The sequence below is a fragment of the Nocardioides sp. Z43_10 genome, from assembly GCF_059766615.1.
Window position 1 is genome coordinate 421,196 of the sequence record NZ_JCBAJY010000002.1, and the last position, 12,718, is coordinate 433,913.

The following is a 12,718-nucleotide window of genomic DNA, read 5'->3' on the forward strand; positions in this document are numbered from 1 at the left end:
CCCACGGCGTAACCTGCGAAGGCCCCCGATCACCCGAGGAACCACCATCACCCCCGACTCCACCCGCCCCGACCACTCCCCCGCGCCCGAGCCCGAGCCCGAGCGGCAGCCCCAGCCCGCGCCCCAGCCCTGGCTGCTGACCTCCCTCGCGCTGCTCACCACCGTCACCGCGGTCGTCAGCAGCCTGGGCGCCCCGCTGGTGCCGGTGATCGCCGAGCAGCACGACGTCTCCCTGCACGACGCGCAGTGGACGCTGACCGCGACGATGCTGATGGGCGCGGTCTCCACGCCGGTCCTGGGCCGGCTCGGCAGCGGACGGCACCGGCGCCGGGTGGTGCTCGCCGGGCTGGGCGTCGTCCTGGTCGGCCTGCTGCTGGCGGCGCTGCCGCTGGGCTTCACCGCGCTGCTGGCCGGGCGGGCCCTGCAGGGGGTGGGCCTGGCGTTGACCCCGCTGGCGATCGCCGCCGCCCGCGACGGCATCCGCGGCCAGCGCCTGCCCGGCGCGATCGCGCTGCTGTCGGTGACCACGGTGGCCGGCGCGGGGCTGGGCTACCCGGTGACCGGCCTGGTGGCGCAGACCTGGGGCGTCTCCGGTGCGTTCTGGTTCGGGCTGGCCCTGTGCGCGCTGACGCTGGTCGCCGCGGTGGCGTTCCTGCCCCCGGTCACCGACGCCGCCGCCACCGGCGTGGACTGGACCGGCGCGGTCCTGCTCGGCGCCGGCACCGCGGCGGTGCTGCTCTCGGTCAGCCAGGGCGGCACCTGGGGCTGGGCCTCGTCGACCACCCTGGTGACCGCGCTGCTCGGCCTCGTCGCACTCGCCGGCTGGGTCGCGCACGCGCTGCGCACGCCGTACCCGCTGGTGGACCTGCGCCTGGCGCTGCGCCGCGGGGTGGTCGCCGCGCACGCGACCGGGCTGGCCGGCGGGGTGGGCATGTACATGCTGCTCACGCTGTCGGTGGTGCTGATGCAGGCCGACGGGTGGGGGCTCGGGCAGCCGGTGAGCGTGGCGGCGCTGGTGCTGGTGCCCTACTCGCTGATGAGCGTGCTGGGCAGCCGGGTCTCGCTGGCGATCGGGCGGCGGATCGCGCCGGAGCTGGTGCTGCCGCTGGGGTGTCTGCTCTATGTCGCGGCGGCGGCCGGGATGGCGTTGTGGCACGGCCACGTGTGGCTGGTGCTGGTCTGGATGGGGCTGGCCGGGCTGGGCAGCGGCGGCACCTTCGCCAGCATGCCCGGCGTGATCGTGCGCCAGGTCCCGCGCGAGGAGACCGCGAGCGCGCTGTCGTTCAACCAGGTGCTGCGCTACCTCGGGATGTCGGTGGGGACCACGCTCGGCGTCACGGTGATGGGGCTGTTCTCCGCCGGTGCGGAGCCCGACGAGCGCGGCATGGTCGCGGCGCTGCTGGCGGCCGCCGCCATCATGGCCGCGGCCGCCGCGGTGGCCCTCGCTCTGGCCCGGCCCCGGGGCGCCGATCCTCGGGGCGCCGGCCCCGGAGAGGCCGGCGCCCGAGGGGCTGCGCTCAGAGGTTGAACAGCGGCTCGGTGCCGAGCTCGGCCTTGCCCAGGGTGACCAGGTGGACCTCGTCGGGGCCGTCGAAGATCCGCATCGCGCGGATCCAGCCGTAGAGCCCGGCCAGCACGGTCTCGTCGGAGACCCCGGCGGCGCCGTGCACCTGGATCGCCCGGTCGATCACCGAGAGCACGGCGCGGGGCACCGCGATCTTGGCGGCGGCGATCAGGTGCCGGGCGGCCTTGTTGCCCTCGGTGTCGATCACGTACGCCGCGCGGTGGCAGATCGCGCGGGCCTGCTCCAGCTCGATGCGCGACTCCGCGATCCGCTCGCGCACTCCCGACTGGTCGGCGAGCGGCTTGCCGAACGCGACCCGCTCCTGGGAGCGCTTGACCATCAGCGCCAGCGCCCGCTCCCCCGCACCCAGGGCGCGCATCACGTGGTGGATGCGGCCCGGGCCGAGCCGCATCTGCGCGGCCGCGAACCCGCCGCCCTCCTCGCCGAGGATGTTGGCGACCGGCACCCGCACGTCGGTGAACTCGACGATGCTGTGCCCGTGCTGGTCCTGGTGGCCCATCACCGGCAGCGAGCGCTGGATGTCCACACCCGGGGTGTCGACGGGCACGATCACCATCGACTGCTGGCGGTGCCGCGCGGCCTCGGGGTCGGTCTTGCCCATCACGATCAGCACCTTGCAGCGCGGGTCGGCGGCCCCGGAGATCCACCACTTGCGCCCGTTGATCACGTACTCGTCGCCGTCGCGCTCGATGCGGGTCTCGATGTTCGTCGCATCCGAGGACGCCACCCCCGGCTCGGTCATCGCGAACGCCGAGCGGATCTCCCCGTTCAACAGGGGGGTGAGCCACTGCTCCTGCTGGGCGGGGGTGCCGATCAGGTGCAACAGCTCCATGTTGCCGGTGTCGGGCGCCTGGCAGTTGATCGCCTCCGGGGCGATCTCGATGGACCACCCGGACAGCTCCGCGATCGGCGCGTACTCCAGCACCGACAGCCCCGACTCCGCGGGTAGGAACAGGTTCCACAGGCCCCGCTCGCGGGCCTTGGCCTTCAGCTCCTCCACCACCGGCGGCAGGGTGTGGTCCTCGGGGCCGGCGGCGCGGCGATACTCGTCGTACGACGCCTCGGCCGGCAGCACCTCCTCGGCCACGAAGCGACGCATCTCCTCGAACAGCCGCTGGGCCTTCTCCGAGGGGGCCGGGTAGGCCGGGTACATCGCGGAGGTCAGCATCAGATGTCCGTGATCCGCACGCCGGCGTGCGCCTTGTAGCGGCGGTTCACCGAGATCAGGTTGCAGGTCAGCGCCTCGACCTGGTGGGCGTTGCGGAGCCGGCCGCCGAAGATGCCGCGCATCCCGGGGATCACGTCGACCAGCGCCTGCACGGTGTCGGTGGCCTCGCGGTCGTCGCCGAGCACCAGCACGTCGGTGTCCATCGAGGTCACCTCGGGGTCCTCCAGCAGCACCGCGCTGACGTGGTGGAACGCGGCGGTGACGATCGAGTCCGGCAGCAGCGCGCGGGCCTGCATCGCCGCGGAGCCCTCTTCGACCGGCAGCGCGAACGCGCCCTGCTTGTCGAAGCTCATCGGGTTCACGCAGTCGACGACGATCTTGCCGGCCAGCGCGGGCGCGAGCTCCTTGAGCAGGTCGCCGTGGCCGTCCCACGGGACCGCCACGATCACGATGTCGCCGGCCGCGGCGGCGCCGGCGTTGTCGGCGCCGGTCACGGTCCCGCCGACCGCCTCGACCAGGGTGGCCGCGGTCGACTCGGCGCGCTCGGCGCTGCGGCTGCCGATCACCACCGGGACTCCGGCGGCGGCGAAGCGGCGCGCCAGTCCGCGCCCCTGCGGCCCGGTGCCACCGAGCACGGCGATGGTCTTGCCGGCCAGCTTCTCGTCGATCGTCACGTTGCCTACTCCTAGGGTCAGGCCGCGTCCGGGACGCGGTCGTCGGGGGTCGCGCCCGGGGGCGCCGCCCTCACACTAATGACGAGCGGCCTGTCCGGGGCGTCCGCGTCCGCTCGGCGGCACGTCGGCGGCTGTGCGGCACCGGGGTCAGGCGTGCAGGAGGTCCCGGAACCGGGCGATGTAGTCGTCGACCGCCTTGGCCGCGGCGGGGCTGAAGACGCCCATCTCGGCGAACCCGTGGATCAGCCCGTCGTAGCGCACCTGCTGCACCGGTACGCCGTCCGCGGCGAGCTTCGCGGCGTACGCCTCGCCCTCGTCGCGCAGCGGGTCGAACTCGGCGGTGACCACGACCGCCGGCGGCAGCCCGGCCAGCGAGGGCGCGCGCAGCGGGGAGAGTCGCGGGTCCGCGGCGTCGGTGCCGGGGCTGGCGTAGTGCATGCCGAACCACCCCATGGTGGCGGCGTCGAGGAAGTAACCCTCGGCGTTCTCCACCCGCGAGGGGTACTCGCCGACCAGGTCGGTGACGGGGTAGATCAGCAGCTGGGCGACGATCCGCTCGGGGAGGGCCTGCGCGGCGACCGCGGCGAGGTTCCCGCCGGCGCTGTCCCCGGCCACGCCGAGGCGCTCATCGCCACCGAGGTCGGCGAGGTGGTCGGCCACCCAGGTGACCGCGGCCAGCGCGTCCTCGGGAGCGGCGGGGAAGACGTGCTCGGGGGCCAGGCGGTAGTCCACGGCGACCACGACGGCGTCGGCGTCGCGCGCGATCCGCCGACAGCTCGGGTCGTGGCTCTCGAGGTCGCCGATGACGAAGCCGCCACCGTGCAGGTAGGCCACCGTCGGGCGCGGCCCCTGGCCCGCGGGGCGGTAGACGCGGGCCCCGATGTCGCCGGCCGGACCGGGGATGGTGATGTCCTCGACCGAGGCCATCTCGATGACGCCCTCCTGCGCGGCCGACATCGCGGACAGCGCGCCGAAGGCGGCACGCGCCTCCTGCGGGGTGCCCTCGTGCATCGGGGGCTGTCCGGCGGACTCCATCATTTCCAACAGGGCGCCGAGCGCGGGGTCCAGAGGCATGGCGACAACGTAACGGACATCACAGCCACATGGAGCCCAACGCCACGCCGGCGAGCGCGATCAGCCAGCTGGCGAAGCTGCCGATGAGGAAGTACTCGGTCACGTCGCTGGGTCCGGGCAGCTCGCGCCCCGCCCGCTCCGACTCCTTGAGCTCGGGGAAGCGCAGCAGAGCCTTGGCGGCCGCGACCAGCGCTGCGCCGGTCAGCTCGCCGGACAGCCCGAGCCCGACGATCAGCAGCCGCTCCATCGGCCCCAGCACGCGTCCGCCACGGAGCCTCTTCTCGTGGTCACCAGCCGGCACGCCGACCACGTCCAGGAGCAGCCGAACAGCGATGTTGGCCGTGGACACCTGCACGAGCAGCACACCGCACACCAGCAGTAGCCGGTCGGGGTCGACGCCGGCGAGCGCCGTCGCATCAAGCGCGGCGTGCAACCCATCGGCATCACCGCCCCGAGGTCCGGTGACGACGAGCCCGGCGAGCCCTGCGCCCAACGAGAGGTACGACGCAGCGACCCATCCGCGACGACCGGTCCCTCCCTGCGTGGTTACGACCGACGAGGCGACGATCCATCCGCACAGGCCGGCACCCCCGAGCAACCAACCGAGCGCTCCGCTTCCCGCGGGCGCGACCAGCGCGGCTCCCCCACCCAGGAGCCCGAGGCCGATCAGGCACAGCAGCAGCCGGCGCGCCCCGCTTGTCGCGTCGCCGGCGGCCCGCAGCAGATCGCACAGTCCGACGACGACCAGCCACAGCGCGAGGGCAGTCACAGAGCGTCTCCGAGCATCGTCTGTGCCTCCTTCACCGCCTGAATCCCCCGCGCGAACTGCTGGGAGACCGCCGACTTGCTGATCCCCTCCGCAGCCGCGATGTCGCGCTGCGTCGCACCCTCCAAGGAGAGCAGAAGCATCCGACATCCCCGTGCGCTGAGGCGGTCGACGAGCTGGTCACGGCAGAGAAGGAACGCGTTGGCGAGCACGGGGTCGGGGCCGGGCGACTCCTCGAGCGGCGCGTGGCTCGCGTCGTACCACGTGCGCGCGGAGCGTCGCCGCGGCCGAGCCAACTCGTCGATCGCCTGACGAGCGCTCCACCAGGCAGGACCGTCCTGAAGCATCGGGCGGCGGTCGGCGTCGAACACCTCTCGGCGACCGACGCCGAGACCACAGCGCGAGTCGACGTGCGGCAGCAGGTGCAGCCGCACGAGGAGCGCGGCCAACGCCGCGTCCGCGAAGGAGCCGAAGGCCCCCTGGAACTCGTCGCCGACCGTGGGCTCGAGTCGATCCAGCGGCGGGACCACCTCCGCCACCCGGGCAAGTGCTTCGACCAGTGCACCTTGGGCCGACGCCCGCGCGGTGACCGACCGGGACGCCACCAGATCACCGATCAGTGTGAAGGTCATGTCTGAACTTGCCATGAGTTCATGTTAGACCTGAACAGTGTCAGGGTGAAGAACACAACTGAACTATCGGTGCCCGGTTGGCGTACGAGCGCGACTGGGCGGGCGATCCCTGATGTTGTCGGGCGAAGTTTCGGCCGACAAGGTCAGCGTTCCCCGGCCGACCGGGGAAACCGCCGCGCCCCGACCGCGTTGCGACCACTCCCCCCGGGTACCGGCCCGCCCATGGAGACCCCCGAGCAGCCCCTCGTGGCAGACCTGATCGTCGAACGCCTGCGCCGCTGGGGGGTGACCCGGCTCTTCGGGTACTCCGGCGATGGGATCAACTCGTTCATGGGCGCCCTGCGCCGCGCCGACGGGAACCCGCAGCTGGTGCAGGCCCGGCACGAGGAGAACGCCGCGCTGATGGCGGTCGGTCACGCCAAGTACACCGGCGAGGTCGGGGTCGTCACCAGCACCCAGGGGCCGGGCGCGGTGCACCTGCTCAACGGCCTGTACGACGCGAAGCTCGACCACGTGCCGGTGGTGGCGATCGTCGGCCAGCAGCAGACCACGACGCTGGGCTCGGAGTACCAGCAGGAGATCGATCTGCAGTCGGTGTTCAAGGACGTGGCCGCGCAGTTCCTGCAGATGGTGCTCTCGGCCGAGCAGGCGCCGATGGTGCTCGACCGCGCGTTCCGTACGGCGCTGGCGACGCGCTCGCCCTGCGTGGTGATCGTGCCCCACGACGTACAGAAGGAGCCGGCGCCCGAGGAGCTGCCCCAGGAGCACGGCGTGATGGTCACCGCGCCCGGGTGGCGCCGTCCGCACGTGACGCCGTACGACGACGCGCTGCGGGAGGCCGCGGAGGTCCTCAACGCGGGCGAGCGGGTCGCGCTGCTGGTCGGCCAGGGGGTGCGCGACGCCGGCGACCGGGTGCGCGCGGTGGCCGAGCGGCTGGGTGCGGGGGTGACCACCAGCCTGCTCGGCAAGCCGTGGTGGGACGAGTCGCTGCCCTACTCCTGCGGGGTCATGGGCCACCTCGGCACCACTGCGTCGGCGCGGTTGATGGAGGAGTGCGACACGCTGCTGATCATCGGCAGCAACGACCCCTGGACCGAGTACTACCCGCCGCCCGGCCAGGCGCGTGCCGTCCAGATCGACCTGGACGGGCGCCACCTCGGCAACCGCTACCCGATCGAGGTGGGGCTGACCGGCGACGCCGCCGACACCCTCGACAAGCTGCTGCCGATGCTGGAGGAGCGGCGCGACTCCTCGTGGCGCGAGCGGGTGGAGAAGGTGGTCGGCGAGTGGCACGCGCTGGCGGCCGAGCGAGCCGCGATGCCGGCCGAGCCGCTGAGCCCCGAGGCGGTGGTGCGCGGCCTCAACGAGCACCTGCCCGGTGACGCCCAGGTCAGCGTCGACGTCGGCTCGATCACCTACTGGTACGCGCGTCACCTGCGGCTGCCGCCCGGGGTCCAGGCGCACCTGTCCTCGACGCTGGCCACGCTCGGCTCCGCGCTGCCGTACGGCGTCGCCGCCAAGCTCGCCGAGCCGGGTCGACCGGTGGTCGCGATGCTCGGCGACGGGGCGATGCAGATGAACGGGGTGGCCGAGCTGATCACGGTCTCGCACCTGTGGCGCGAGTGGCGCGACCCGCGCTTCGTGGTGCTGGTGCTGAACAACCGCGACCTGGCCGAGGTCACCTGGGAGCAGCGCGAGATGGAGGGTGACCCCCGCTTCGACGACAGCCAGACGCTGCCGGCCTTCCCCTACGCGCAGTACGCCGAGCTGCTCGGCCTGGGCGGGATCCGCATCGACTCCCCCGACCAGATCCACGACGCCTGGGCGCGCGCGCTGGCCGCGGACCGGCCGACGCTGATCGAGGCGATCGTCGACGCCGACGTGCCGCTGCTGCCGCCGTTCCCCGCCGGGGAGCAGAAGCTGGAGAGCTTCCGCCGCGGACTGGACCAGGAGGGTGCGTCCGGGGTCCACGCCCGCGAGCTGCTCGACCGGCAGGCCGCCCAGGAGAGCTCAGGAGACTGAGCGCCCACGCCGGACACCCGGCGCGGCTGCCGGCTCCGGTCACGACTGAGCGCGAAAGTAAAATCCTCCGCGAACTTGTGACAGTCAACCCCAAAATGGCGTAACTTCGTCCTCGAAGTCGCCCGCGGACCCGAGACCGCGGGCGACTTCTTCAATTTCCGGGGATCGGTCGTTGAACGCCACCGGCCCGGCCCGGCGCGGCCCTTCGCCCGCGGTGCGAGCCCCCGCCCGCCGTACGTCTCGCCCGCGGCCAGCCGCCCCCGCCGCGCCCGCGCCGTCCGCATCCCGGTCAGCCCCGGGGCACTGGCCACACGAAACCCGCACTTCCCACGTGTTCCATCACGTGGGAAGTGCGGGTTTCACGAGGTAACTCGTGAACGCCGCACCAACCTCGCCACCGCCCCAGCCCCACCGGCCAACCACCGCCCTCGCCTATCCTCGTCCTACCGAGGCACAGGACGAGGAGCGCACGATGACGTGGTTGGTGACAGGCGGAGCGGGCTACATCGGCTCCCACGTGGTGCGAGCGCTGCTCGAGGCGGGCCTGCGGCCGGTGGTCATCGACGACCTCTCCACCGGCTTCGCGTCGTTCGTGCCTGAGGGCGTGCCGCTGGTGAAGGCGACGCTGCTCGACGAGAAGGCGATCGCCGCGACCATCGCCGAGCACGACGTCGAGGGCGTCATCCACGTCGCCGGCTTCAAGTACGCCGGGGTGTCGGTCCAGCGACCGCTGCACACCTACGAGCAGAACGTCACCGCGACCGTGCTGCTGCTGCGCGCCATGCAGGAGGCCGGTGTCGACAAGATCGTCTTCTCCTCCAGCGCTGCGACGTACGGCGCGACGGACTCCGACTTGGTCACCGAGCAGACGCCGACGCGCCCCGCGTCCCCCTACGGCGAGACCAAGCTGATCGGTGAGTGGCTGCTCCGCGACGCCGAGGTGGCGCACGGGCTGCACCACACGTCGTTGCGTTACTTCAACGTGGTCGGTTCGGCGTCCGACGACCTCTTCGACGCCAGCCCGCACAACCTGTTCCCGCTGGTGTTCGACGCGCTCTACCGCGGGGACACGCCACGCATCAACGGCGACGACTACAACACCCCCGACGGCACCTGCGTGCGCGACTACATCCACGTCGCCGACCTCGCGCTCTCGCACGTGGCGGCCGCCCGTCGACTCTCGGCGGGTGAGCCCCTCGAGCCGGTCTACAACCTCGGCAGCGGCGACGGCAGCTCGGTGCGTCAGATCATGGACACCATCCGCGAGGTCACCGGCATCGACTTCGAGCCGCAGGTCCACCCGCGCCGTCCCGGCGACCCCGACCGCATCGTGGCCAGCGGCGAGCTCGCGGCGCGCGACCTGGCCTGGGAGATGCGCCACGACCTGCGCCAGATGGTCGCCAGCGCCTGGGCGGCACGGCAGGCCGCCGGAGACGCCTACCCGCGCTGACCCCGGTCAGCGGCCCGCGCCCCGCCCTTCCGCCTCGACGTTGCGCGTCCGAGCCGCGCCATCGCCGGGCCCAATTCTGGGGACACGGCCAGCCGTCGAGTGTGATTCAGATCATAGTCGGGTAGGGATGCTGCATGACGTGGCAGCCACTCCCGCCCTCCATTGCGGAATGGATGGGCATGGACGAGGAACCCTCCTCGTCGTCGCTCGCTCTCGGGAGCGCACAGGTCGACCGCACCGCGGGCGTCACCACCACCTCACGCCAGCCCCTCATCGATCTCAGTCCGCTCGTCGACGTCCTCGAGGCGTGGCTCGCGCGGCATCACCTCCGACACCTCCACTGAGGCGTCCGCACACCGTTCCTGCCCCACCTCGCCCGGGTCTCAACCGAGGCCCGCGCCCCGTCCGTCGAGACCGAGGTTGCGCGCGCTCGTCGAGCGTCCGAGCCGCGCCACCTCGGCGTCCATCCGCGGCAGCAGCTCGGGCGCCAGCTGACGCGAGCGCAACTCGCCGAGCCGCGAGGTGACCACCGGCTTGGCCCAGCCCAGCAGCCGCACGTACCCGGGCACGTAGACCCGACGCTGCCGACGCTCGATCCCGCGCACGAAGCGCGTCACGCACTCCTCGACCCCGATGGTCCGCTTCAGTGGCCCGGGCAGGCGCGAGATCAGCTCGCGGAACGCGCTGAGGTCGGCCTTGGCGTCCTGCAGCAGCGGGGTGTCGACCCAGGCCATGTGCGCGATGCCGACGTCGACGCCCTGGTGGGCGACCTCGAGGCGCAGCGCGCTGGCGAAGTGCTCGACGCCCGCCTTCGACGCGTTGTACGCCGCGAGCCCCGGCGCCGGGGCGAACGCGGCCAGCGACGAGACCACCAGCACGTAGCCGCGCCGTTCGACCAGCGAGGGCAGCGCGGCGCGCACGGTGTGGAAGACGCCGAGCACGTTGATGTCCATCAGCCGGCGGAACGTCGCCGGGTCCACCGCCGCCACCGAGCCGTACGACGCGATCCCGGCGTTGGCGAGCACCACGTCGATGCCGCCGAGGGCCTCGACGCCGGCGGCGACGGCCGCCTCCACGGAGGCGAGGTCGACCACGTCGCACCGGGCGGCGACCGCGGCCTCGCCCAGCTCGTCGGCCAGCACCCGCAGCGGAGCCTCGTCCACGTCGGCCAGCACCACCCGGGCGCCGCGCCGGACCAGCTCACGCGCGGTGGCCTCGCCGATGCCGCGGGCGGCCCCGGTCACCAGCACCACCTTCCCGCTCAGCGTGTGCCCGCTCGCGTCCACGTGTGCCATTCCAGCCTCCCAGAAGTCGTCGTACCCACGCTGCGCATCGTGCCCAACGCTGTCCCTAACGGATCAGCGCGCACGGCGTCACGCGCTTCCTGCGCGTACTGACACAATCCCGGCATGCCCAGCGCGCTCATCACCGGAATCACCGGCCAGGACGGTCTCTACCTCGCCGAGCTGCTGCTCGACAAGGGTTACGAGGTGCACGGCGTGATCCGCGGGCAGAACAACCCCAAGCGCGAGCTGGTGCGCGAGCTGCTCCCCGACGTCCAGCTGCACAACGGCGACCTGACCGACATGTCGAGCCTGATGCGCGCGCTGCGCGACTCCCAGCCCGACGAGGTCTACAACCTGGGCGCGGTGTCGTTCGTGGCCTACTCCTGGGAGAACGCCGCGGTGACCACCGACGTCACCGCCAAGGGCGTGCTGACGATGCTGGAGGCGGTGCGCCTGCAGGCCGGCGACGACCCGGCGTCGATCCGCTTCTACCAGGCGTCGAGCTCGGAGATGTTCGGCAAGGTGCAGCAGGTGCCGCAGGACGAGAAGACGCTGCTGTGGCCGCGCTCGCCGTACGGGGTGAGCAAGGTCTACGGCCACTACATGACCATCAACTACCGCGAGTCCTACGGCATGCACGCCTCCTCGGGGATCCTGTTCAACCACGAGTCGCCGCGCCGCGGCCCGGAGTTCGTCACCCGCAAGGTCACCCGCGCCGCGGCCCGGATCAAGCTGGGCCTGCAGTCCGAGCTGGTGCTCGGCAACCTCGACGCGCAGCGCGACTGGGGCTTCGCCGGCGACTACGTGGAGGCGATGTGGCTGATGCTTCAGCAGCCGTACGGCGACGACTTCGTGATCGCCACCGGGGAGACCCACTCGATCCGCGAGCTGGTCGAGGTGGCGTTCCGGCGTGCCGGGGTCGACGACTGGGAGCCCCACGTGCGCCAGGACGACCGGTTCATCCGCCCCGCCGAGGTCGACATGCTGGTCGGCGACGCCGGCAAGGCCCGCGAGGTGCTCGGCTGGAAACCGCGGGTGTGCTTCGAGGAGCTGGTCACGATGATGGTCGACTCCGACCTGGCCGAGCAGCGCCGGCTGGCCGGGCTCTGAGGTGGTCCGCGCGTTCGTGACCGGGGTGGGCGGCCAGGACGGCGGCTACCTCGCCGAGCGCCTGCTCGCCGACGGCGCCGAGGTGCACGCGCTCGCGCTGCACACCGAGCCGACCGCGGTGCCCGACGGCGTCACCGTGCACCGCGGCGACGTCGCCGACATCGAGACGACCCGCGCGCTGCTGCTCGACCTCGCGCCCGACGAGGTCTACAACCTGGCTGCGATCAGCTCGGTCGCCCAGTCCTGGGCGGAGCCCGACCTGACCGCGCGGGTGAACGGGCTCGCGGCGGTCGGGCTGCTGGAGTCGGCGCGCCAGGTGCAGGAGCGCGAGGGGCGCACGGTGCGGTTCGTCCAGGCCTCCTCGGCGGAGATCTTCGGCCAGCCCGAGTGCAGCCCGCAGGACGAGCGGACGCCGGTGCGCCCGGTCAACCCGTACGGCGCGGCCAAGGCCTACGCCCACCTCGCCGTCGACGTGTACCGCCGGCGCGGGCTGCACGCGGTGAGCGCGGTCCTCTACAACCACGAGTCGCCGCGCCGCCCGGAGCGGTTCGTCACCCGCAAGATCACCGCGACGGTGGCCTCGATCGCCCGCGGCGAGGCCGAGACGCTGACGCTGGGCAACCTCGACGCGCGCCGCGACTGGGGCTGGGCGCCGGACTACGTCGACGCGATGGTGCGCGCCGCCCGCGCCGAGGAGCCGGCCGACTACGTGGTGGCGACCGGCGAGGCGCACTCCGTGCGCGAGTTCGCCGCCACCGCCTTCGCCCACGCCGGCATCGACGACTGGGAGTCGCGGCTGCGCACCGACGCCGGGCTCACCCGCCCCGCCGACGCCACCGAGCTGGCCGGCGACGCGACGCGGGCCCGGGAGCGGCTCGGCTGGGCGCCCAGCGTGGACTTCGCCGGCCTCGTCGCCCGGATGGTGGACGCGGATTTAACCTTCAGTTGACA

The 12,718-nt window shown here is 72.8% G+C and carries 12 protein-coding genes; 6 read left to right on the forward strand and 6 right to left on the reverse strand.

Annotated elements, in window-relative coordinates; translation table 11 throughout:
- Positions 1 to 151: 151 nt before the first annotated feature.
- A complete protein-coding gene (locus tag AC6EI4_RS05265; protein WP_498450892.1) occupies positions 152 to 1,528 on the forward strand; it encodes an MFS transporter in 1,377 nt (458 codons plus the stop codon).
- Here AC6EI4_RS05265 and AC6EI4_RS05270 read toward each other — a convergent pair.
- The 5 genes from AC6EI4_RS05270 to AC6EI4_RS05290 form a co-directional block, all read right to left on the reverse strand.
- The gene (locus tag AC6EI4_RS05270) at positions 1,518 to 2,753 is read right to left on the reverse strand and encodes an acyl-CoA dehydrogenase family protein (protein ID WP_498450788.1); all 1,236 of its coding nucleotides are present in this window, start codon (positions 2,751 to 2,753) and stop codon (positions 1,518 to 1,520) included. The two genes, AC6EI4_RS05265 and AC6EI4_RS05270, sit on opposite strands and share 11 nt — an antisense overlap.
- A complete protein-coding gene (gene npdG / locus AC6EI4_RS05275) occupies positions 2,753 to 3,427 on the reverse strand; it encodes an NADPH-dependent F420 reductase (protein ID WP_498450789.1) in 675 nt (224 codons plus the stop codon). Before npdG ends, AC6EI4_RS05270 begins: the two co-directional genes overlap by 1 nt.
- Before the next feature lie 147 nt (positions 3,428 to 3,574).
- On the reverse strand, positions 3,575 to 4,501 hold the full coding sequence (gene lipP1 / locus AC6EI4_RS05280; RefSeq protein ID WP_498450790.1) for a LipP1 family hormone-sensitive lipase: 927 nt from the start codon (positions 4,499 to 4,501) through the stop codon (positions 3,575 to 3,577).
- 19 nt (positions 4,502 to 4,520) lie between these two features.
- Positions 4,521 to 5,270 (reverse strand): hypothetical protein, encoded by a 750-nt coding sequence (locus AC6EI4_RS05285; RefSeq protein ID WP_498424175.1) that lies wholly within the window; start codon positions 5,268 to 5,270, stop codon positions 4,521 to 4,523.
- Positions 5,267 to 5,899 carry a SatD family protein gene (locus tag AC6EI4_RS05290; protein WP_498450791.1) on the reverse strand — a complete coding sequence of 211 codons (633 nt, stop codon included), beginning with the start codon at positions 5,897 to 5,899 and terminating at the stop codon, positions 5,267 to 5,269. Before AC6EI4_RS05290 ends, AC6EI4_RS05285 begins: the two co-directional genes overlap by 4 nt.
- A gap of 246 nt (positions 5,900 to 6,145) precedes the next feature.
- On the opposite strand from AC6EI4_RS05290, the gene AC6EI4_RS05295 reads away from it, so the two are divergent.
- The 3 genes from AC6EI4_RS05295 to AC6EI4_RS05305 all read left to right on the forward strand — a co-directional run bounded on the left by AC6EI4_RS05295 (position 6,146) and on the right by AC6EI4_RS05305 (position 9,715).
- Positions 6,146 to 7,921, forward strand: coding sequence for a thiamine pyrophosphate-requiring protein (locus AC6EI4_RS05295; protein WP_498450792.1), 1,776 nt, complete (start codon positions 6,146 to 6,148; stop codon positions 7,919 to 7,921).
- Positions 7,922 to 8,393: 472 nt separating this feature from the next.
- The gene (gene galE, locus AC6EI4_RS05300; protein WP_498450793.1) at positions 8,394 to 9,371 is read left to right on the forward strand and encodes a UDP-glucose 4-epimerase GalE; all 978 of its coding nucleotides are present in this window, start codon (positions 8,394 to 8,396) and stop codon (positions 9,369 to 9,371) included.
- A gap of 179 nt (positions 9,372 to 9,550) precedes the next feature.
- Positions 9,551 to 9,715, forward strand: coding sequence for a hypothetical protein (locus AC6EI4_RS05305; protein ID WP_498450794.1), 165 nt, complete (start codon positions 9,551 to 9,553; stop codon positions 9,713 to 9,715).
- 39 nt (positions 9,716 to 9,754) lie between these two features.
- On the opposite strand, the gene AC6EI4_RS05310 is transcribed toward AC6EI4_RS05305, so the two are convergent.
- Positions 9,755 to 10,666 (reverse strand): SDR family oxidoreductase, encoded by a 912-nt coding sequence (locus tag AC6EI4_RS05310; protein ID WP_498450795.1) that lies wholly within the window; start codon positions 10,664 to 10,666, stop codon positions 9,755 to 9,757.
- 114 nt (positions 10,667 to 10,780) lie between these two features.
- Between AC6EI4_RS05310 and gmd the strand changes: the two genes are divergently transcribed.
- Both gmd and AC6EI4_RS05320 read left to right on the forward strand, forming a co-directional pair.
- Entirely contained in the window at positions 10,781 to 11,767 is a 987-nt protein-coding gene (gene gmd, locus AC6EI4_RS05315) for a GDP-mannose 4,6-dehydratase (RefSeq protein ID WP_498450796.1), read from the forward strand.
- Between the two features lies 1 nt (position 11,768).
- A complete protein-coding gene (locus AC6EI4_RS05320) occupies positions 11,769 to 12,716 on the forward strand; it encodes a GDP-mannose 4,6-dehydratase (protein WP_498450797.1) in 948 nt (315 codons plus the stop codon).
- Positions 12,717 to 12,718: the final 2 nt, after the last annotated feature.

What these genes read in the sequence shown, in the direction of transcription:
- AC6EI4_RS05290 (WP_498450791.1), bottom strand. Translation starts at nt 5,899, where the DNA reads ATGACCTTCACACTGATCGGTGATCTGGTGGCGTCCCGGTCGGTCACC.
- AC6EI4_RS05270 (WP_498450788.1), bottom strand. Translation starts at nt 2,753, where the DNA reads ATGCTGACCTCCGCGATGTACCCGGCCTACCCGGCCCCCTCGGAGAAG.
- lipP1 (WP_498450790.1), bottom strand. Translation starts at nt 4,501, where the DNA reads ATGCCTCTGGACCCCGCGCTCGGCGCCCTGTTGGAAATGATGGAGTCC.
- galE (WP_498450793.1), top strand. Translation starts at nt 8,394, where the DNA reads ATGACGTGGTTGGTGACAGGCGGAGCGGGCTACATCGGCTCCCACGTG.
- AC6EI4_RS05305 (WP_498450794.1), top strand. Translation starts at nt 9,551, where the DNA reads ATGGACGAGGAACCCTCCTCGTCGTCGCTCGCTCTCGGGAGCGCACAG.
- AC6EI4_RS05310 (WP_498450795.1), bottom strand. Translation starts at nt 10,666, where the DNA reads ATGGCACACGTGGACGCGAGCGGGCACACGCTGAGCGGGAAGGTGGTG.
- gmd (WP_498450796.1), top strand. Translation starts at nt 10,781, where the DNA reads ATGCCCAGCGCGCTCATCACCGGAATCACCGGCCAGGACGGTCTCTAC.